We start from the raw sequence: 21,053 nt of genomic DNA on the forward strand, positions 1-21,053 counted from the left end.
ACACGATAATTTGAAGTTATCACTACTTAATTGCGTTCGATAATTGTGTTGATGAGTTCGCTTGCATTAAGTGCTGTTGGCTGCGAGGAATAATCCGAGTACTCAAGATAACGTTTTGCTTCAGGAAAATCTGTAATCAGTTCCTTCAGAAGTTCTTTTTATTTTTCTGTTGAAGCAGCCTTCAGATCATACTGCTTCTGTTCCCGAACCTCAACGGTTTCACGAGTGGCAATTTATTTTGTGTAATCCATTTGTTTATTTTTACTTTTATGATTTCCGCTTTTCAGATAGCGGCTTGTGACGATTAATTGTGACATAGTATCCTCCTTTTAATGAATTTATACACCAACATTATACAAAAACAAAATACAAGGAGTAACTTTCAAATGATAGATAATTTTTTTAGTAAAGTCGGATTTTATGAAATTGTAAGTTCACTAATTGCCGGAATTTACGAGATATCAATAATTGCTTTTTCTCTATATTATTCTTTTTACGAAAAGATATCTTTTTCATCTATAAAGAATATTATTTTTAAAATCAATGACTTGGAAATCTCATTTTTTAGTATAATTTTTATCTTGCTAATATCTTTTTTTATCGGTTTATTCTTTAATGAATTAGGAGATATATTAAAACCATTATTAAGAAAATATGACACACTATTTTTTATAAGAGTTTTTTTCAAGAATAATCACTGGCTGCTAACAGACCTTGAGCTAAAATTAGCCGAAAAAATAATTATTTATAATGTATTGAATAACAATTATCTTGAAAGTGAAACATACGATGATGAAATAGTCAACATTGATAAATATTTTATATTTAATTACTCAAATACATATCTTTCATTAAATCTAAAAAATAATTTTATAAGGAAAATGCAAACTCTATCAGCTTTTTTTCGAGGTTTAATCATTTATTCCGCTTTATTAATAATAATCCTATTAGTTTTTTGCTTTGTACATACACCTATTAATGTCTTACAATTTTTATTTTTTATTTTTATATTAATGGAATTTACATTTATCATTCTTCCCGTTATAGAAAACAAATACAGAAAATTGCTTGAGGATTTTACAATTAGATATTTTATTATTAATTTATTATACATCAATCCTCCCTCTGATACCTCACAGCCTTCTCAAAATTAATAATACCATTGATCCGCTTAACTTCGTCAGTACACATAGCCCTCAGCTTTATCATAGTATCATCATCAATACCATGTATCGCCGCAAGCATATGCGATATAGCACCAAGTTCAACAGCAACCTTAAACAAGGCACGGGACAACCTTTGTTCCGTGCCCTTTACAATTCCCTCTGTTATCGTTGCAATCTGCGGAGCAAGATAATCCACAAGCTCAGGCTTGTTCTGCAAAAGATAACCGCAGTAAAATCTGATTGCCTTTTCCATAAATTCCGTGCGAGAAGAGCAGTTATCCGACTTGTATAAGATATCGACCGTTTTCATTGTCTCGGGAAAAACATACAACGGAAACTTGATTTTTTCTGCTGTGACACCATCGTTTTCATCTGTAATATCGGTGTTTTTCTTTGATTTTTGTACTTTTGACTCCATGATCTTCGTAAACCTCCTTTTTTGACTCCATTTTATCAAGGCTTGTAAAACCTCGCAAAATCGGCGAGCTTTGCTCGTCCGATGTGAATGTTTTGGCGGCTTTGACGCCAAAACTTTAACCAGCAACAAAATAAATACCCCAAACCCTCCCGAATTCTCCCGAATCCTACCATTCTCCAACTCTGCGAAAAAGCCGCACAATCCCCCCGACTCCCTTCATGGTAAACTTACCCCACCCACCGCCTTACCTCGCCACACGGGGCAACGTCGCGCGAACCGATGCGAGCTACTGCTCGGACTTCTTTTTCTTTTCATTCGGAGCAGTAATCTTCTGCTTTCTCACAGGCTTTTTCGCAGACATCATATCAATGAAATCTCTGACGTTCTGAGGAACGGTCTTGAGGTAGAGCTGGTCAATATACTTATCCAGCTCCCCCGCAAGAGTTGTGTTCTTTTGTTCCAGATGCATCTCAATCGCCGACAGCCTTTCCTCACTTACACTTAACGTTACTGATTTTTTCAACCTATCACACTCCAATCAAATTAATCTTCCGACGAGCTGTCCTCATTCAAACGTTCAGTCACCTCCTGCGGATAATCTATCCTCTCATAGGTACACCAGCTTGTCCATCCGCCGTTTGAAACTACATCTTTCGTTACATAACCAACAGCCTCCGAACTGTAAACCACCTCACCATTTCCCACATATATTCCGTGCTGCCTGCCGTCGAACAGTCCCAGCCCTGCGACCTCCGGCATGGTATCAAGTCCGCCCTGCTCTGTATAAACAAGTGTATTGTAATCCGAACCGAACGCTTTATCGGTCGGGCTGTAGTTAAGATATCCGAGCATAAGTCCTGCGTTGTCTGCATATCTGATTCGGTCTGCCTCATCTCTTTCACCAACAGCTCCGCTTTTGTATCCCCAGCCTGAGATGTAAGCATTCTTCGCCCATGCTGCAAGGTCAGCGCAGTTTTTAGTCGTGCTGTCGGTAAACATATACTCGTTGATGGTGCTGTTCATAACCCAAGTGTACGTCCTTATGAATTCATCATAGTCGATTTCAAGATCGTAGGTTGAGTTTATCGCATTAATCAGATCACTATCATTAGGAGCAACAGCAAACAGATGTGCATATGATTCCGCATAGAAATTCTGCACTTCGTCGAAGTATGACATATATATCAGCTGTGCCTTTATGGTCTGATCCCTTACCCCTGCGTTCGTCATAGCGTCCTCGATAGCCTGACCCTGATTCTGAATATTTGTTAACTTTACCTGCTGTTCGCTGTCCAGACTTTCAAACAATGCCGACTCCGTAAACAGACTTTTATCAATTTCCGGCGGCTCTATTTCATTTCCAAAACTTGAAAGCACAGCCACAGGCAGACACATCAGACCGAGAAATCCTGCGGCGATGCTTGCGATAAGCACGAACAGCTTGCCTCGCTTGTTTTTATCACCAAGAATATATACGGCTATCTTTTTAAGAGCCGCTGCAACAGTAGCCGACATCAGCTCACCTCACGCACTTCAAATTCCGTAAACGCACCCTGCGTTTTCATTTCTATACCGTGCATATATTCAAGCGCTCCTCTCTCCGTAGAAAACAAAATGGGTTCGCCGCCACGACGAACCCAGTCTTCATAAATATTTCTGCTGTTTTCGGCATACCTTGTTTTCCATATGCCGTATTTCTTGTTGTGCATTTTTATCAACCTCCTTTTTTGCAACAAAAAAGAGCCGCATTTTAAGTAAGCGACTCTTATCGTTTATCTTTCATTTTTAATAAAATTAACAGGCACAGTTTTGGTCAGCCAAACACCGTTCTCGGACAAATAGAATTCATAACCCTGTCTATGCATTTCTCCTGCGAATATCTTGTATACAACAGGCTTTCCATGACGTTTTCCAACATTAACTGCTGTATCAATATCCTTTGAAAGATGTACATACAATCTGCTCATAGGCTTTAAGCCCTCAGTATTTATTGATTCAACGTATTTTTCGCCTGTGCCGTGGTACAGTATTTCAGGCGGAACAGCTTCGTTAAGTTCCACATCGACATTGATGGAATGTCCTTGATTTGCCCTTATTTTTGTTTTATCCTCATTAAAACAGTATCGCTGCTTATTGTCCGTCCTCACTATTTCTTCAAGTGCAGGCATATCGATACTGTATTTTCCGGTTTTATTGATCCCGTCTATCAGTTCCTGAACGTCCGCCCAGCCGTGCCGGTCAAGAGATATTCCGATAACCTCCGGCTTATGACGGAGTATAAGGCTGATAAACACACTTGTTTTCTTTAAATCCATACGTCATGCACCTCATTTCTATTAGATTGATTATACCACATCTTACAAAGCAAATCAAGCAGTTTAATTCAGAACTAACGTTCATCTTCCTCCCGCCGAGCCAAACAACACCGCCTTGTACGCCGGATCAATGACCTGCAGCAGATACCGCTCATTTCCGCACCTGTAAAGACAAGTTCCTCTTTCGGGATACTTTATCAAGCCATATTCCGATTCTTCTAACTGCAAGGTATCAATAAACGCAATGGGTGAAATGTTACCCGGATTGAACAGAAAATGATGTGACGGAATGGAGAACAGCGGCTTTGTGAACTCCTTTATCTCGGGCAGCAAAAAGTCCTCGATATTCTGACTTGCCAGAATAAACGAGGACTCTTTCTTACGAACACGCTTCATGCCGTTTCTGATATATTCTATTGCCGTCATGTTTGTGAGGAATAAATACAGCTCGTCTATGGCTGCGACGGTGTTCCCTCTGCCGAGCAGTTGATTGGACATATACGACAAAATATTAAACAGCATCGTATCTTTCAGCCTTTTGTTTGTGTCCATAAGCCCTTTTACTCCGAAGCAGATAAACTCGCCGTCCTTGATATTGGTGTGTCCATTGAAGTATTTGCTCTCAGCACCTTTGCACATACTGTGCAGTCCAAGGCAGATATTCTGCAACATTTCTTCTGTGTAAAGCTGCTTTTTAGACTTATCAAAAGCGTAAAACTCCTTTTCTACAAGGTCGTATAGATCGGACATCATCGGATAATCCTCATCTATCAGCGTGTCAAAGTCTGTGAGATCGTCAATGCCGAACCTTGCGTACAGCTTCATCAGCATAATTTCTATCGTATCGATCTCTGCGTCTGTGAAGTCCTTGTACGCTCTGAAGAAGTCTTTGAGATAGCTGATGTGCTGACTAAGTCGGGTGACCTTGCGGAACGCTTCGGGACTGTCATCTGTAGATTTTTCTCCGTCGCTCCACGCTTTCGGTTCAAGAGGATTTATCATATACTCACCCGACATCATATCTATATACGTTCCGCCTAAGTTTAAACAGAGATCCTCATACTCATGCTCGGGATCCAAAACCAGAACACTTTTTCCTGCCTCACGATGATTGCAAAGGAGTAATTTCATCAAGTACGATTTGCCCTGTCCGCTGTTACCGAGGATAAGGATATTAGAGTTGGTCTTGTCTTCTGTACGCTTATCGAAGTCAACAAGCACATTGCTGCCGTACTTATCCCTGCCAAGATAAAAGCCGTTTTCATCGGTTTTTCCGCTGTAATTCAAGGGATAAAGATTAGCCACAGAGCTTGCAGGAAGCACTCTTTCAAACTGACTTGCGAACACATTATTGCCTGTCGGAAGAACAGACAGAAAGCCCTCTTTTTGACGAAGCAAAAGTCTGTCAACAGATATTTTAGAACGTGTAAGCTCCATCTGAATGTCAGCCTGCAGTTCTTTCAGCTTATCCTCAGTACTTGCTTTCAGCTCGATAAAGACAGCCGTATGCAAAAGAGGCTCTTTGTTTCTTCTCAGCTCCGACAGCAGTTCTACCACATCATTGATGTTGTTCTGAGCCTTTATGCTTTCGTTGACATCGTTTGTATTAGTCATCATATGGTTCTTACGCATTGCCTGCTGAACGATTTTACGCTGCTCCATGCTTGTAACAAGGCGGTTGTAGATCCTGAGCGTTACCCCGTTTCTGTCCGCAAGATGAGCAAGTATTGCCGTTTCTTCCGTACTTGGCGGATATTCCGTCACCGCCCAGCAGGACTTGTAAAAGTTTCCGCAGACGTAGTGGTCTGTGTAGAATTTGATTATGCCCGGCACTGTGCGATCGAAGAAATCCTTTGTGTCCATTATCTCAAGCTGCTCATATGACAGTTCTTTTTTCTTCTGCTTTTTATTCCTCATTTGTTTTCACCTCCAATTCAAATTCGGTTTCTCCCTCAACATCGGGAATCTCATCACCCGAAATGCTCGTTCCGAAATACAGCGCAAGCATTCTTTTTACCTCCGATTTGCTCATTCTTCTTGCCGAAAATCCATGCTCGGCTATGGCTTTATCCACTCGGTTTATGGTATTAAAGATCTGCTCATCCTTCTCACGCCTGAATCTTAAAGCGAACACAAACTGTCTTGCCGAGGACATTTCCACCTGAATTTCGTCAAGAAAATCATAGTCTGCCTGTAAGAGTTTTCTGACCGCCTCGTTCTGCTCTGTCTGCAAACGATTTTTTACATAGGTTTTGTTGCTGTCGAAACACTCGCAGGAATCCAGAGCAAGTATTTCAAGGTCGGGTATACTGCTTAACAGCATCATCAGGTGGTGTATCTTCACATCGATATTCGCCGCAGAAAGCACGGATATATTGGTCGGCTCAACGCTGAAAAATGCTATATCAGCCTTATCGGTTTTTACTCCGTATTTAGTAAAGCGTTCAAGACCGATAAGACCTTGAACGCTGTTATTTTTCCTTTTTGCCATTTAATTTTTCCTCCATAAATACAATTGCTGCGAGGTCACAAAGAATTTCACAGCATTAAAAAGATAGTCCATTATTGCGGTTTCGTCCACCCGAAGGGAGAGAAACGCAAAGCAGGCGGTAACTGCACAGGGGATAACGTTCCACAGGTTTACAAGCACGATCACCGACAGAATTATCCCAATGCAGATCATGATAAAATCCCGGACGTTCCACAACCACAGCTTTACGTTTGCCTTCAGGTTTTCGGGGTAGATGTAGGTTTTCATTTTTGTTATCACGCTCCGTTCTTGCATAAAAATACAGCCAAGTTTGCGGCTTGGCTGTATAAATACTGTCAGTATAATATATTTTTCTTAATTAATTGTTTAACGATATCGTCGTTTTCTTCTGATAAATCACCTGCAATCACTTTCAGATAAACAAGAAAATACTCGATTTCTGTTCGGTTCAACGTAACAGATATATAATTATCTGTTAGTCCGCCGTTCCAAAAAAATACTTTCCATTGTAAATCTATATCAACAAATCTATCCTCAGGCGAAACATACTCATAATTCGGGTCAAGACTCAGGTCTTTTTTGGGATTGAAAACAAAGCTAAAATCAGGTTCAATGCATTGATATTCGATTTGTTCAGTCTGACGATCAGATAAAAGATTTTCAAGCATTCCAATTAAGCTGTCAATTTCACTCGCAAGAAGTATCTCGTCATTTCGTACTTCATATTTTAGCCAAGATTTTGACTCTAAACAAAAATCCACGCAGCACCAAGTTGTATCCCAATTGCTGTTGTCTGTTTTGATATATCTCTTCACTCTAAAACTCAGAACAATTCCATCCAGATTCAGTTTTATCCACATTGCAGATCCTTCCTTCCTGAAAGTAAATTCTTACATCTCTGTTATATATCATGAATTATATCACAGTACTTTTCTATTGTCAAATCAAACTACCCTTTCGCATTAATCATTCCAACCGCCTTAGCCCCCATAGAAACCGAGTGGCTAACAGACATCATATTGACCCTCACACTCGTATCCAGCCCATACATCTGAGCGATCCTCGGTACTTCCGTTGCCGAAAGACAAAGCCCCACCGCAAGCAGAGCGTGCTGAGTGTAGGTAAGCAGTCCGAGATACAGTATAGTGGTCTGCAAAAAGGCAGTCAGACAAGTGGCTATGACCTGCTTGCACCAGCTGTAAAAACCGTCAGTGTACCCTCTGGGAACTCCGAACATATACAGACTCCCAACGGCTATCTGACACAGCATTATGCCGCCTCGCTTGATGTTTGAAAAAACAACCTTCACCGTGCAGTAGCCGAAAAGTATGATGAAAAACAGGCTGAACAGGCTTACGTCCGTAGCAAGAGCAATTATGACCGCAAGTCCCGAATCTGCAACAGAAGCATTCGTTCCGGTTATGAAACCGCCAAGCAAGTCCTGAGTGAAAGTACCCTGCAAAGAAACGCAAAATGTATACAGCCTTTGCGGAACTACCGTTACAAGACTCGCCGCCATAAAGCCTTTAAGCACGTTTATGCAGGTGTTTTTGATGTTCGCCTGACCCGATTCGTATGCAACTGCCGTATCAAAGATAGCTACTATCATTCCGCAGACAAACAGCATCCAGCCAAGTGCGTGAAACAGACTGATAAACGCCTGCACCCACGAAAGGGTAAAGATGTCGCTTGTGGTGGAGTTGATAAACTCAAACAGATCGGCGACCGCTCCGTAAATGAGGTTGAAAAGCCATTCAAACATAACGTCCCAAATTGCGTCGGTAACAGTATCGACCGCCGCTCCGACAGTGTTGTCCCACAGACTTGAAATACTGTCACCTATCCAGTCAATAGCGTCAGAGATCCAATCAAACAAGCATATCACCTCGTTTCTCGTGTTGATTTGTTTTAGTTATCTCGCCCTTTATGCGGTACAGCGAACTGCGCCGTCCGCCTTGTGGGTGATAACGGGGAAAACGCTCTAGCAATCCGTTTTCTTCAAGCTCGTTGAACGCACGAAACACCGTGCATTTTGACAGATTCATGTCTTCTGCGATCCTGCGCACAGAAGGAAAGCACTCGCCATTCTTATCCGCACGGTTTGCCAGATAACAATACACGGACACAGCCTTGTGGCTTAGTCCTAAATCGTAAATTCTTCTCGGTAATATCAATAAACATCACTCCTTTTATGTCTTTACATTGGTCTTTTTCTTTGGCGGTTCTTGCTCGTATTCTGTCACTTCAAATTCCACAGGCGGCATATCTTTTTTCTTCTGCGGATATTTAATTTCAATATCACGAATAAGCTCGTCACGCTCCTTGTATGAAACGTTCCTTGCGGTTTTATCCGGCAGACGATATTCGTCCTCAAACTTTATGCCCCATTTGAAAAACAGTTTCAGCTTGCTTATCATCGGGTGCGTACCTGTTTTCATAACGATAAACTGTCCTTTTGGCATTGACTTCAATTCGTCAACGGTCATAAGCGGTCTGCCTATCATCTGGAGCGATTGGCTTTTATCTCTGCCGTGTGAAACAGAACCGCTTAATACCGTTTGTTCTCCCAATGCTTTTGAAAGAACTTCCGCTGATTGTGAATTAGGTGCGAACCCTCCGAAAACCGTCAGCTGGGTGTTGTCGGTTATTATCTCCATTCCCTGCCTGCCGTAGTTCTGTTCAAGCTGTGCGAAGGACTGGATTATTGCCACGATACTGATTTTACGGCTTCTGCCCGCAGAAAACATGGATTCTGCGCCCTCTATTTTAGGGAACGTGCCAAACTCATCGCAGTAAAACATAACTCTGTTTTTAAGCTTACCGCCGTTTTCATCAGCGATAACAAGTATTTCTCTGTAAAGCTGCTGAATAAGCAGACTTACCATAAAGTACTTTGATGTGTCTTCTTCTGGAAGAACAATAAAAATAGCCGACCTTTCATTGCAGAACTTTTCTGCGTCAACCGCCGTACCGAAACACAGCATTTGTTCAAGCTCAGAATCTAAAAAGCTGTTGAGCCTTGACAACGCAGTACTCATTACCGAAAGCATGGACTGATCTGATGAATTAAGAGCCGCACCCGCAAGCCATTTTGCTTTGTGTTCACTTGGCAGCTTGTCCATAAGCTTTGTAAAATACATTTTCGGCTTGGCTTTGGGGTCGGGCTGATACTTAGCAAGCAAGTCCTGAATCAGCTTGAACACAGATACGATATGTCTTTCGTTTTTGTCGCCGAACTCAGCTAAAAGCAGAATGACAGAGGACAGAAGTCCTTCCGCTGCGTCGTAGAAAAATGCGTTCTGACCGTAGTTTGAACTGTCACCTCCGCCGATATTGATTATCGTCTTTGCCGTTATCTTTGCATACTTTTCCGCCTTTGCCTTTGCCGAAAGATTGGACTTGTCTTCAAGGTACATATCCATGTATTTATTCACAAGATGCAGAATGTTGTTTTCATCGCTCCTTGTCGGGTTACGCAGATCAAGCACAGAAACATTGTAGCCATAGTACTTGCTTGCGATAGTACCGTAGTTTCGGGCAACATCGCCCTTTGTATCCGTACTGATAAACGACATTCCGCTTGCGCAGGAAAGTTCGATATTCGGATACAGGAAGTATGCTGTTTTTCCGACTCCTGCTGCACCAATCATCAGAGTGTGAACATCTCCGTCATCAACAAGAGCCACAGTCTTTTTGCCGTGCGTCCGACAGCCTACAACCGTTCCTTGCACATTCGGCAGGTTCTGACCTTTTCTCCACATCTCCGGCTCAAATGGCAGAGAGATAAAAGTACGCTTTATCTCAGATTTTGTCGCCCACCTCGCAGTTCCGTGCTGTCCGTTGCCGACCTTCTTTGCCTTTATTCCGTTAAGTGACTTGTTGTCCAAAAGTTCAACTATGACCATAAAGGCTATGAAAAGAATAACAAGTACGGCTATTATGAGCTTTTGTTTATCATTCAATTTTTCACTTCCAATCTAACATGATATTTTCTTCTTTCTGCTATATATCTTTCTTAGTTAGTTTGTTATCTTCAAGGTATTGCACTGTGACGCAGAGGCTATCGCATTATCCGAATTCCATACAGGGTTCCGGATCTGAAACAATATCTTCTGATTCGCTTTGCTCTTGTGCAAGTTCGGATAACGTATTTTCAACATTTAACCGCAAAGCACTGTCTGCAAGGCTATACAAAAGCTTTGCCGTCTGAACCGACTGCTCACGGGTTCGGGCGGTCTGTTTCAAGTCACTTAAAACTTTCTGCACACAGTCCTGCAAGTTCCTTTGTTTCTGCGCCTTTCTGCCCTTGTCGGTATATGGCTTGTACTCCGTTTTCAGCTTTGTTTTTAGCTTGCCAAACGTAGTATCTTCGCTTTTTCCTGCAATAAAAAAAGCCGAGCCTACAAGCGCATACTCGGCGAGATATTTGTATTGTCCGTTTTTAAATGTCGCATAGATTTGTGAGGTCAGCTTATCGGGACGGCATCTTAAATGTTTTAAGCTATCAATCTGATGAAGATATTCTTCCTTCCGCTTGTGAAGAACAGCAGGCAAAGCTGCGGCTCCGTTCTTTGCTTTCAGCACCTCGTTCCAGTCCTTGTACTCGGGAGCAAGTCTCTTTACATCGGTATATCCGTTCTCTGCAAGAATATCTTTTAAGCGGTCAACAGCTTCAATTCCGCCCTCATCATTATCCACACACAGCACAATTTCAGATAGATCGGAATGATTCTTTAAAGCCGTTAAAACAGCGTTTTCATAAACTCCGTTCATGGCGATATAGCTGTGTTTCTGCCAGTCTTTCGGGTACAGCGTAAGAAAACTCATCATATCTATAGGAGCCTCAAACACAAACAGCTTTCCCGACTCGCCAAAGTGGGCAAAGCTGTATCTTGTGTCTGAACCCTCTATTGTTTGACGGAATGAGTTTCCGAAAGTGCTTGTTGATCTCTTGTGTGCCTGACGTGGTACGCCGTTTTCGTCAACTCCTACGAACACAGCATTGTGATGTTCTTTATCCTCAAACAGAGTGTGCTGTTTTGCAAAATGTGTTATGACCTCGGGTGCTATAAACCGCTGTTTTATGAGATAGGCGTAAACTCTGTGCATATTTGTGTTTGCTTCGGGCAGTCTGAATTCTTTCTTTTCTTCTTTTGCTTTTGCCGATACTTTCGGCGGACTGTGGGACAGCGGAGTCACTGTATGTCCTAACAGTTCCTGCACCGCCGTCTGAAAGTCCATATCGTAAAACTCCTGCATGAACTTTATCGCACCGCCACCAATCTGATTTTTATGGTCGAACCAGGTAGAGCCGTGGATAGTTATGCTGTCATGCTTTCCCGAACCGTCATAGTATATGAGCTTATGCTCTCTGCCCGCACGTTCAAGCTTTTCTCCTCTCATTCTGAGAAACTGCTCAAGGTCTACGCTGTTGGCAAGCACTTTTTGTTCGTCTGTGAATGGGATATAGGGCATTGTATCACCTTATGTCGTTAATACTTCACATTCTCTGCAAACTTAGCCATCAACTGCGAAAAACTCTGCCTTTCCATCATATCAGAGCTGAGAAATGCACCTGAAACCACGTTCAGCTTGTTTTCATTCAGCACGGCATATGTTTCCGTGTATCCGAACAGAGAAGCCATGCCGTCGGTTTTCTGTATCGAGCCGTAATGCTGAAATTTCCCCTTTGAAACAACGGAATTAACCATGCGATAATCGGACACAAAATCGTCCTCAGTAATACCGTTCATCTGTGTCGTGATCTGACCGTAATAGTAATCTCCGAAGTTTTCAAGGATATATTCCATGTCGTAATCAAGCTGTGCCTGCGACAGATCTATGCAAAGAACCTCAATAGTACCTCCGCCGTTTTTGCCCGTAAGAGTGATTTTTTGTATGCCATTGGAACTGTCTGTCTCATTCTTTAATGAACAGCTTTTCATCGCCTCGGTCACTATTCCCGAAACGTCAGCAAAGCTTATATTTGAGTCGAAAAACTCAGCAATAAAAGTATCTGACTTCACCTGCTCTTCATCAACATTACTTTCAGCCTCCGAAGAGGCATCCGAGTCGGGTATGGACTCGGATGTTGCGGTAGTAATAGTTGTAGTTTCCGTCTGCGTCTGTGCAGGCGGAGAAATTGTTCCGCAGGCAGTCATTGTTAATGCCAATGTAGCTGAAATCACTGCAATAATCTTTGCTTTCATCTATGTCACCTCCGCTTAAATACTTACTACTGTCCAGATATACAGCGGACAAGTAAGTGCAAAAATCAGACAGCCGAAAAGTATCGCTACCGGCGTCCATTCAAACTGCCCGTGCTTGCGGTAATCCATATAACAGGTCGCAATTTTGACAAACAGCAAAATTGCCAGAATTACGTCTATCACAGGAAAAACAACGTTATCCACCACAGATTTTATCTGAGATTTTGCAGTTGTCCATGTGCTTGTTACAGCACCTGCCACATCGCCTGTATCAGCATATACCGTAGTCGTCAGCATTGCCGCAAAGCACATTGCACTTGCTGCAGCTGCGATCAGCTTCTTTTTAGTTTTCATTTAACATCATTCCTTTCAAATCATTAGATTACGACATTCAATATTACCTGACTTAAAACAGTAAATCACAGCTCCAAAAAGGAGCGCAGCCGCAAAAACGGCTGCAATAGTTTTTATCACTTTCATTTGTTCTCAGTCCTCATGCTTCTTTCTGATAATGATTCCCACGATCATAAGCAGTACGGCTGATAAGAGATAAACAGCCACGCTGTTATCTGCGGAAACACCTGTATGAGGTGTGTCTGTCGGCGGTGTTTCAGGCTTTTCAGGAACAGGCGTATGCTCGTCATACATAACGACCTCGGTCACGCTTCCGTCGGCATTTATGGTAAACTTGATCTCATTTGCTATCTCATAGCCCTCGGGAGCCATTGTTTCTTTCAGCGTGTATTCCTTTCCGGCGGTCAGCTTGCCTTCGATCATGTGAGGTTCGTTTGTTGAAACCCACTCCTCTACGATATTTCCGTTTTCATCGATTATCTGAAGAGTTGCACCGGGCAGTTCTTTTCCGTTTGTAATGTCCTGTTTTGAGATTTCAACCTTTGTGGTATCGTCCACCATAACAATAAGCGGAGTACCGTTCTCGGAAGTTGCTGTAGACTCAACGTTTTCTACCGTTACATTGCCGTAAATATCGACCGTAAAGCCGATGTCAGTTGCAATAACATAACAATCTGGAGCAGCAGTTTCCTTTAGCGTGTACGCCCCTGCAGGAAGCGCCGAAACAACATGATTTGTACCGTCTGAGGTCCATTCGTCTACAACATTACCCTCAGAATCAATAAGCTGCATTTTTGCACCCTTAAGTTCATTTCCGTAAATATCACGCTTCGATATCTCAACCGTAATAGGCTTGTTCTCGGCAATGATTTCAACCACATCACCGTTCTCGGAAATGCTTACAGAATACTTTTCATCTGAGAAAATATATCCCGAAGGTGCTTCGATTTCTGTAACCACATACTCACCATAAGGAATGTTGACAAACTCAAAATATCCGTTCTCATCGGAAACCGCGGTCATAAGTGCATTTCCTGCATCAAACTCTGTGCAATCAGTTCTGAACAGTCCGAACAACGCATTTTCAAGAGGCTCTCCACTTTCATTTACCTTGTTTCCGTGTACAGAACCACGCTTGATGCTGTTGATAAACTGTCCGCAGTCAATATCCACGGTCTGAATATCCTGTCCCATATACTCGAAGGTCACAAGGTACTTTTCTCCGTTAAGGACATATTTTTCGTCTGTTGCGATCTCCTGCACATAGTACTTGCCGAAGGGAATTTTTTCTGCAATAACAGCGGACATATTTTCGTCAAGGCTGATTTGGGATATAAGACCGCCGGCAGGAATTGACGTGCCGTTTGAAGCCGTGATCTCCTCTGAGGCAAACAGTCCGAAACGAACATTTTTGTATTCATCAGCATTTCCGATACCGAACTTTTCATCCTTTTCCATTATCTTTGAAAGACTTATTCTTACGCCCTGATAGTCATTCATAAAAACTGTTTCAACAGTATCACGGATTGAAACTTCCTGTCCCGCATAGGTAAGCTCCGCCGTCTTGGGCTGAGAATCAAGCACATAACCGAAAGGAGCTTTTATCTCCCTTACCTCATATTTACCCAGATAAAGCAACGGAGTTTCCCCATAGCCGTTTTCATCGGTAGTGATCTCTGCTACAACATCACCAGCTTTTGCCCTTGTTGTACCGTCAGCTGTAACAATATCCTCTGCGGCTGTTATCTGAAATACCGCTCCGCTAAGAGCATTTTCCGTAAACACGGGCGTGTAAGTGGTCTGACCGCTTTCCATGATTTCGCCGTTCTCGTCAACGGATATGGCACTTCCCAGAGCGGTAACACCTGTGAAAGCTTCGCCCGATTTGTAAACCGAGATCTTTCCTTTCTGCGAATCGTTTCCTACGTCAATATTAAGCTTGGAGTATGAAACGCTGTTGCCTGTGAACTTAAATTCAAAGGTCTTGCTGTCGGAGTTAATGGCATAACCCTCTGCCGCCTTGGTCTCGATAAGAGTGTACTTTGCTCCCACATACATTTCGGCATTTCCCGTATCCGCATGACCTGTGCTGTCGGTTGTCATTTTGCAGATCACATCTCCCTTCTTGTGAAGCTGTTTGCCGCCTATTGCAAAATCTTCTGCCGCTCTCACTTCAAATTCAACTCCTGCAAGAGGCTTCTTTGTTTCGCTGTCTGCCTTGAAAACTTCAAGAATTCCTCTCTGAACATCGTTTGTTACGGTCACTTCGTGAGGGATAGTGAGAGTATCGGCTTTATCCGATTTAGCAGTAAACTTCGTATTCTCTGCAGGAATAACATAAGGCTCGGGAGCGGCAACTTCCACAAGCTCATATTCAAAGTTCGGGTAGATGGGTATTATCTTTGTATATCCCTGCGTTCCGTCGGTTTCGTATTCTGTGTAGGTGCTTGAGGCATAACCCTGTTCATCTGTCACAACAGTACCCACAGACTCGCCCTTTTTCTGTACCGTCTTACCGTTGAAAGCAATATCCTGAGTGGGAACAATGTCAAAAGCAACGCCCTTTATGGGATTGCCGAACTCGTCAACCTTGTGAACCTTTAAATCTACAAGCTGAAGTGTGTTTGGAATATCCGCAGTGTAGGTTATCACGGGATTTGTGCCGTCCTCAATATCCGCAATTGTGGTCGTTACAGTAAATGAGCGGCTTAACTCTCCGTTCTTGTCAAGCATAATATACTTGTCGTTTTCACGTTCTGTTACGGTATACACGTTTTCAAAGGTATCACCGTTAAGCTTGCCGAGAGCCAGTCCGCTTACCTCTGCATAGCCGTTCTTATCGGTAGTTACACTCTTTACAACCTTTCCCTTTAGCAAAATATCGAAAGTAACTCCTTCTATCTTAATATCATTAAGAACATCATACTTGTTAAGCTCCAGCTTTAAAGTAAAAGGCTTGTCCGTTACAGAATAATTGTAATCGGAAAGCTTTGCATTCTGAAAATTACCAAGGTCGTTTACCACCGTATTTGAGCGGTTCACAAGATAGTATTCATTGTCGAGAACATAACCGTCGGGTGCGGTTATCTCCTTTACATAGTAGTTGGTGTTTGGCAAAAGATCATAGTCAAACTTTGCTTTTCCGTTATCGTCAGTAACAGCCGTTTTCAGAAGCTTCTTCGCTGAGTTGTACAAGCCGTACTTTGCTCCCGAAAGCAGTTCTCCCGAATCATTTTTCTTTGTCAGCACAAGACTGTAATTTACAAGCTGATTCACAATTTCTGCATCAGAATGAAGTCTGTTGCTCTCCAACTTATTCGCCGAAATGGGATAAAGTCTTCCTGCGCCGATATCATAATTCTTTCCATTTTCGTCCGTCAGAGTGTAAGACTTGCCTGTATCGTTTCTTATGATACCGCAGATTTCTCTCTTTGAAACAGCGTCTTTAAGACTGTTAAGGCTGTATGCTTTTGAAATATCAAGGCTTTCCTCATATCCGTAGCCCTTTGCACCGTTTACCTCGATAAACACAAGCTCTTTCACATTTCCCGAGCTGTTCAGCGGAACAAGATTAAAAAATAGCTGTCCGAAGTGATCGCAGGTGTCAGAACCGCTGTAGTTCGAGCCTGTGCTGAACACATATGCTTTTGAAATATCGGTTGTTGTCCTGCTTGTGTCAAATACAAGATCATGGTCGGAGTTAAGCTTAGTTGGCATATAGTACATACCGTCACCTGCGGAGTAAGACTTGTCCTTAAAGCCGTCAAGGTCGTTAAGGTCACCGTCAAAAGCCTTTGCTGCGGACTTGTACCCGTCTGTGAGATATTTCATGACCGGTTTACCGTTTTCATCAACTCCCCAGTATCCTACAATAAACTTGGTGGACTTGTAGATGTCGGAGAGGGTCTTGATGTCGCTTTCGTTATCCGAAGATAATGCTTTGCCGTCACCGTTCTGAACGAACTTATCAAGCGTTGCCGTGCCGAACTTAGCGTTGTAGCTTGTTTCGCTGTTGTTCATCTTGACCGTCTTAGTTCCTGCATTTGTTGTAAAGTCACTTGTAGGAGACGGAAGAAGTACTGATTTAGACAGCTTTTCATATCTGTCACTATCGGGAACCGTGTATTCCGTTACCGTATATGTCCTGCCCTTTGATGTTGAAGTGGGCAGGTCGTAAACTGTGAAAGTACCCTTTGTTTCGGTATTTTTAAGCGTTTTGAACTTTGTAGCCTCAGAAACTGACGTCACATACTTTGAGAAAATATATGCTGTTCCCGTGCTGTTTTTATCGGCTTTGACATAATACTTTTTGCCGTCATACAGGCAGGAAACCACAAACGTGGTCTTTCCAAGAAGAGTATTAAGCTCCGTTGCAGTGATCTGATTGTTGCTTGAATCGGTATATGTCTTTTCAACGGTCAGATTCGGCTCATTGTATGAAGCAAGTCCCACATATCCTGCAACGGGGTCGAGCCTTGTGGAAAGCAGGCAGGTCTGATAATATGAATTCGCAAACAGAGTTTCCTGCTTCTTAAGGCTGTCCTTCATCTGCATTGGCACACTTTCCGTAACATAGATACTGCTGTCGCCGCTTGAAGTGAACTGTCTTTCGAGTGACCAGATGGTGTATACTGTATTCGTTCCGCTCGTACCGGTTTCAATTCCGTAATCCTTACCGAAAGTTCCGCTGAATTTGGACTTTATCAGCGATTCCAGCTTTGCTTTCAGACCGCTGAAATTATGCGCAAGGCTTGAAGCGGTAACATAGGAAGTGGGAACAGTTACTTTCGTTTCGTATCTGAGATTAACCACATTGTACTTTAATACATGTGCATTGTCCCTCGCCTTATCCTTTACTGCACTCAATGCGGACGGAAGTGTGTAGTGTGACTTTACATTTGCAACAATGCTGTTATACGCTTTTTCAACTCCCGATTTTGTACACCATCCGCCGCTTGGGTAGGTGAAATCATTCCACAGTACGTCGGAACACTTTGAGAAAGTTTCCGGAGTATGACCTCGAAGTCCAAGAATCATTTCCCATATGAGCAACTGAGTTGCGGCATAATAGTCGCCTGTTTTGTGAGACGAGTAACCGTAATACTGCACAAGTCCTAAATAGATTGCCATTTTACTGTTGGTTCCGCCGATTTTCTTCCAGTAGGCGGTTGACTCTGCGGCATTCTTATCGCTCAAATCGAAGGTATCATACTCGGTAAATCCGTTCTGAGTATACCAATCCTTGTAGCTCGCTCCCTGCATTGACTTTGCAGGCTCGATACAAAACGCCCAGTCAGAAGTTGTTGACGGACAAAATCTGCATATCTGTTCTCCGGCTTTGATATACTGTCCGCTTACCCCTCCGGTCACGCCGTTCTTTCTGACATTGATCGTAGGGTTAACGCTGCTGTTCCAGGTGTAGCCTATTGATATTCCCGATGTGGCTGCAGACACATTTGCCGCCAGCGTTGTAACTCCTATTGCCGCCGCAAGCATCGACGCCGTGCATCGTTTTAATATTTTTTTGATCGTCATTTTCAATTTTCTCCTTTGTTTTTGCAAAGAAAAAAGAGCCGAATTTTCGACTCTTTCTTTGCTTATTCAGTTGTTGTTAATCTTCCGTGAGAAACCATATTGCCGTACCGTCAAGTCCCACGTTAAACTCAAGACTGCTTGCATATTTAAGGCAGTCGTTTACTTCACAGAATTCATACCAGCTTTCGAGCCCGATGTCAATCACAGTCAGACAGTCGGCTCTGCTTTGCTCCACTATTCTGTAGACTTCTTCTTCGTTTCCGGCATAATCTATCAGCCACCTGCTGTCTGCGTCAGCATATGCATCAAGGTGGGCGTGAGACAAACCTTTAAGAGAAGTGTTTTCAGTTAAATTCAGCGGACTTTGGAATGTCCTTGTGTAAAGATCGATTCCGCAGTTAAGCTCGACTGTGGTTTTTCCGTTGAATTTCTGCATACCGTAACTTACAATATCCTCCCTTACAAGCTCCCATTCCGCACCGTTTATACTTTTACCTTCGCACAGCTTTCTCCATGCTTTCATGGTATCCGACCACTGCACGGTTTCTTGCGGTTTTGTTGTGCTTGGCTTTTTGGTGGTTGTTGTCGGTTGGGGCGTGGTTTGCGGTTTCTGCGTAGTGGCCGCAGGCTTTGGCGGGGCTGTTGCGGTTTGCTTTGCGGTAGTCTGCTTTTGCTGTGTAGTCGTTACCGCAGGCTTTTGAGTAGTATTGACCTGTGTGTTTTCCTGCGGCTGCTCCGTCTGAGGATAACTCTGCAGTTCGTTTTGCTCCTGCGGTGCTTTCGTGTTTACTGTAGAACTGCTAATCGCACTTTTCGTGGTAGTTTTAGCTTTGGAAGTTTCGGATACCGTCTGCGAACTTTTTTTCGTAGTAGTTGTGGTTTCACTTGTATCCTTTTCTTCCTTTGCAGATGTTACTGCGGAGCCAGTGACCGTGGTCGCAGTTTGGCTCACCGCCGAGGTTTCCGCACTTTCTGCGGACTCCGATACATTTCCGCAGGCGGTCAGCATTACCGCATAAAGTATTGATATGACCATTGCTCTTTTCATTCTTTATCATTCCTTTCTGTGAGTTCTGAGTGTTGTTTGCTCAATAAGCAATATATCATATATCCGCCCACAAATCTATACTTTTTTCAAAAGTTCTACCTTTGTGACAGTTTACACAGCAAAAGCTTTAGCAAACTACATACTTAGCTCCGGCTCAGGTTCATCTTCAGGCTCGGACATTTCCTCATCAGGGGTGTTCTCCACCTCGATATCCGTCTGCTGAACCTGCTGCAGCTTGAGATCGTAAGCATTGAGCACAGCCTGATTTACAGCAGTTCTCGCCGACTTGGTGATGGCGTGGAAGGTGTCGCTGTACTGCTTGTTGCCGTCCTTATCGGTGTATGAGGTGGAAGGCATATTGACAAATCTGCCTTTTTCGGTCTCGATGACCCTCAGTCCGTGAACGGCGAACATACCGTCCATTGTTACGCTGGCATATGCCTTGATTGCCGAATCCTCTTTGTTTACCATTCTGTTGATAGATGCGTGTATTTTCATAATTTCATTCTCCTTTACATGGTCTGTTCGATTTCATGTTCTTCTTCAAATTCTTCGTCCGGTTCGATTATTTCCGGCTTGGTTTCCCTCACTGCGATAAGCCCTATGCCCGGCAGATTTACTATCACATGATTAAACTGCTCCTTGTACTTTTCGATCTGCTCGTCGGTAAGTGAACAGCTGTCCCACTCGCCGTATTCGTTCTGAAAGTTGCCCGAAATGTAGAATGTACCGTGGACAAGCGTTTCGCCCACTATTCTGTTTGGAGCAGAGCCGTTCAGCAGAAACTCATCGTTACACCACGCTAAAGCCTTACCGTCGGGTTCAAAATATATGGGTTCAATGCTGCCGCCCACAACTTCTTGCATGGCATGGATGTCATCCTCAATATCCTTTACATACGGCTCTTTCATCGGTTCGAAAACCAGTATTCTCATGAGCTCACCTCCGATTCATCACCGCAGTAATCCTTTAGCGGACACTCATCGCAGTCTTCGTACATAGCGCAGGTACGCTGTATTTCTTCCTCCGAGATGCCGCAGTCACGGCACTCTCTTTCTTCTGCATTTTGCCATATTGTAAGCGAAACTCCGCTGTCGTCCTTCTCGACCTCGACAGTTACGGGATCGCCGTTTTCATCATAAAGCCCCGAACATTCGGCAGTTCCGTTTGTTGTAAGCACCTGTGCAAGAATTAACTTTTTCATAAATCTATACCTCCAATATTGTTTCATTGTCAAACAGCGAAAGCTGACGAACAGACCTCGCTCTTTCGCTTGTGTCGTAATTTGATATGAGGAGCTCCGCATACTGACATCCGCCGTCATAGCGCTGCGCCAGATTATTCAGTCTGCTTATCTCCTCGATGTGGATACCCGGCTTGTCCCATAACTCCCGTATTTCGGGACAGTCATTGTACGAAACCAAGAACTTTCCCTTAATATCCAGCAAACAGTCTCTTAATGGTTTTGTCAATATCACTTGACACATTTTATTCGAACAAGAATTATGCAGCGAGAA

The 21,053-nt window shown here is 43.1% G+C and carries 22 protein-coding genes; 1 reads left to right on the forward strand and 21 read right to left on the reverse strand.

Translation table 11 applies throughout. From position 1 onward, the window contains the following. Positions 1 to 386 precede the first annotated feature (386 nt). The gene (locus tag DW938_RS12280; protein ID WP_118125132.1) at positions 387 to 1,154 is read left to right on the forward strand and encodes a hypothetical protein; all 768 of its coding nucleotides are present in this window, start codon (positions 387 to 389) and stop codon (positions 1,152 to 1,154) included. Here DW938_RS12280 and DW938_RS12285 read toward each other — a convergent pair. The 21 genes from DW938_RS12285 to DW938_RS12385 all read right to left on the reverse strand — a co-directional run bounded on the left by DW938_RS12285 (position 1,114) and on the right by DW938_RS12385 (position 20,984). Continuing rightward, entirely contained in the window at positions 1,114 to 1,584 is a 471-nt protein-coding gene (locus tag DW938_RS12285) for a hypothetical protein (protein ID WP_242992545.1), read from the reverse strand. The two genes, DW938_RS12280 and DW938_RS12285, sit on opposite strands and share 41 nt — an antisense overlap. A 286-nt stretch (positions 1,585 to 1,870) precedes the next feature. Continuing rightward, entirely contained in the window at positions 1,871 to 2,107 is a 237-nt protein-coding gene (locus DW938_RS12290) for a DUF6103 family protein (RefSeq protein ID WP_118125134.1), read from the reverse strand. A 20-nt stretch (positions 2,108 to 2,127) separates the two neighbouring features. After that, complete coding sequence (locus DW938_RS12295; RefSeq protein ID WP_118125136.1) at positions 2,128 to 3,099, reverse strand: hypothetical protein; 972 nt, start codon at positions 3,097 to 3,099, stop codon at positions 2,128 to 2,130. Next, positions 3,099 to 3,293 carry a hypothetical protein gene (locus DW938_RS12300; protein ID WP_118125138.1) on the reverse strand — a complete coding sequence of 65 codons (195 nt, stop codon included), beginning with the start codon at positions 3,291 to 3,293 and terminating at the stop codon, positions 3,099 to 3,101. Before DW938_RS12300 ends, DW938_RS12295 begins: the two co-directional genes overlap by 1 nt. Positions 3,294 to 3,356: 63 nt before the next feature. Further along, positions 3,357 to 3,899 (reverse strand): RNA 2'-phosphotransferase, encoded by a 543-nt coding sequence (locus DW938_RS12305; RefSeq protein WP_118125140.1) that lies wholly within the window; start codon positions 3,897 to 3,899, stop codon positions 3,357 to 3,359. Positions 3,900 to 3,980: 81 nt separating this feature from the next. Next, positions 3,981 to 5,816, reverse strand: coding sequence for a DUF87 domain-containing protein (locus DW938_RS12310; protein ID WP_118125141.1), 1,836 nt, complete (start codon positions 5,814 to 5,816; stop codon positions 3,981 to 3,983). Beyond that, a complete protein-coding gene (locus tag DW938_RS12315; protein ID WP_118125143.1) occupies positions 5,806 to 6,390 on the reverse strand; it encodes a hypothetical protein in 585 nt (194 codons plus the stop codon). The genes DW938_RS12310 and DW938_RS12315 overlap by 11 nt, the downstream gene beginning before the upstream one ends. Further along, a complete protein-coding gene (locus DW938_RS12320) occupies positions 6,391 to 6,657 on the reverse strand; it encodes a hypothetical protein (RefSeq protein WP_118125145.1) in 267 nt (88 codons plus the stop codon). Positions 6,658 to 6,725: 68 nt separating this feature from the next. Beyond that, positions 6,726 to 7,250 carry a hypothetical protein gene (locus tag DW938_RS12325; protein WP_118125147.1) on the reverse strand — a complete coding sequence of 175 codons (525 nt, stop codon included), beginning with the start codon at positions 7,248 to 7,250 and terminating at the stop codon, positions 6,726 to 6,728. Between the two features lie 89 nt (positions 7,251 to 7,339). Beyond that, complete coding sequence (locus DW938_RS12330; RefSeq protein ID WP_118125149.1) at positions 7,340 to 8,266, reverse strand: conjugal transfer protein TrbL family protein; 927 nt, start codon at positions 8,264 to 8,266, stop codon at positions 7,340 to 7,342. After that, positions 8,259 to 8,564 (reverse strand): helix-turn-helix domain-containing protein, encoded by a 306-nt coding sequence (locus DW938_RS12335; protein WP_118125151.1) that lies wholly within the window; start codon positions 8,562 to 8,564, stop codon positions 8,259 to 8,261. The genes DW938_RS12330 and DW938_RS12335 overlap by 8 nt, the downstream gene beginning before the upstream one ends. Before the next feature lie 15 nt (positions 8,565 to 8,579). Continuing rightward, positions 8,580 to 10,352: a type IV secretory system conjugative DNA transfer family protein gene (locus DW938_RS12340; protein ID WP_347517435.1), complete on the reverse strand. Its 1,773-nt coding sequence runs from the start codon at positions 10,350 to 10,352 to the stop codon at positions 8,580 to 8,582. 106 nt (positions 10,353 to 10,458) lie between these two features. After that, positions 10,459 to 11,865 carry a DUF3991 and toprim domain-containing protein gene (locus tag DW938_RS12345; RefSeq protein ID WP_118125153.1) on the reverse strand — a complete coding sequence of 469 codons (1,407 nt, stop codon included), beginning with the start codon at positions 11,863 to 11,865 and terminating at the stop codon, positions 10,459 to 10,461. 17 nt (positions 11,866 to 11,882) lie between these two features. Beyond that, entirely contained in the window at positions 11,883 to 12,599 is a 717-nt protein-coding gene (locus DW938_RS12350; RefSeq protein WP_118125155.1) for a hypothetical protein, read from the reverse strand. Positions 12,600 to 12,614: 15 nt separating this feature from the next. Then, entirely contained in the window at positions 12,615 to 12,953 is a 339-nt protein-coding gene (locus tag DW938_RS12355; protein ID WP_118125157.1) for a DUF3852 domain-containing protein, read from the reverse strand. A gap of 132 nt (positions 12,954 to 13,085) precedes the next feature. After that, positions 13,086 to 18,488, reverse strand: a complete 5,403-nt coding sequence (locus DW938_RS12360; protein ID WP_118125159.1) for a SpaA isopeptide-forming pilin-related protein — start codon at positions 18,486 to 18,488, stop codon at positions 13,086 to 13,088. 76 nt (positions 18,489 to 18,564) lie between these two features. Then, positions 18,565 to 19,536, reverse strand: a complete 972-nt coding sequence (locus tag DW938_RS12365; RefSeq protein ID WP_118125161.1) for a hypothetical protein — start codon at positions 19,534 to 19,536, stop codon at positions 18,565 to 18,567. A 135-nt stretch (positions 19,537 to 19,671) separates the two neighbouring features. Further along, positions 19,672 to 20,034 (reverse strand): SpoVG family protein, encoded by a 363-nt coding sequence (locus DW938_RS12370; protein ID WP_118125163.1) that lies wholly within the window; start codon positions 20,032 to 20,034, stop codon positions 19,672 to 19,674. Between the two features lie 14 nt (positions 20,035 to 20,048). Beyond that, positions 20,049 to 20,471: a DUF3846 domain-containing protein gene (locus DW938_RS12375; protein WP_118125165.1), complete on the reverse strand. Its 423-nt coding sequence runs from the start codon at positions 20,469 to 20,471 to the stop codon at positions 20,049 to 20,051. Further along, complete coding sequence (locus DW938_RS12380) at positions 20,468 to 20,740, reverse strand: hypothetical protein (RefSeq protein WP_118125167.1); 273 nt, start codon at positions 20,738 to 20,740, stop codon at positions 20,468 to 20,470. Before DW938_RS12380 ends, DW938_RS12375 begins: the two co-directional genes overlap by 4 nt. A gap of 4 nt (positions 20,741 to 20,744) precedes the next feature. Continuing rightward, on the reverse strand, positions 20,745 to 20,984 hold the full coding sequence (locus DW938_RS12385; RefSeq protein ID WP_118125169.1) for a hypothetical protein: 240 nt from the start codon (positions 20,982 to 20,984) through the stop codon (positions 20,745 to 20,747). Positions 20,985 to 21,053 lie beyond the last annotated feature (69 nt).

This window comes from Ruminococcus sp. AM43-6 (assembly GCF_003461785.1).
GTDB lineage: Bacteria > Bacillota > Clostridia > Oscillospirales > Ruminococcaceae > Hominimerdicola > Hominimerdicola aceti.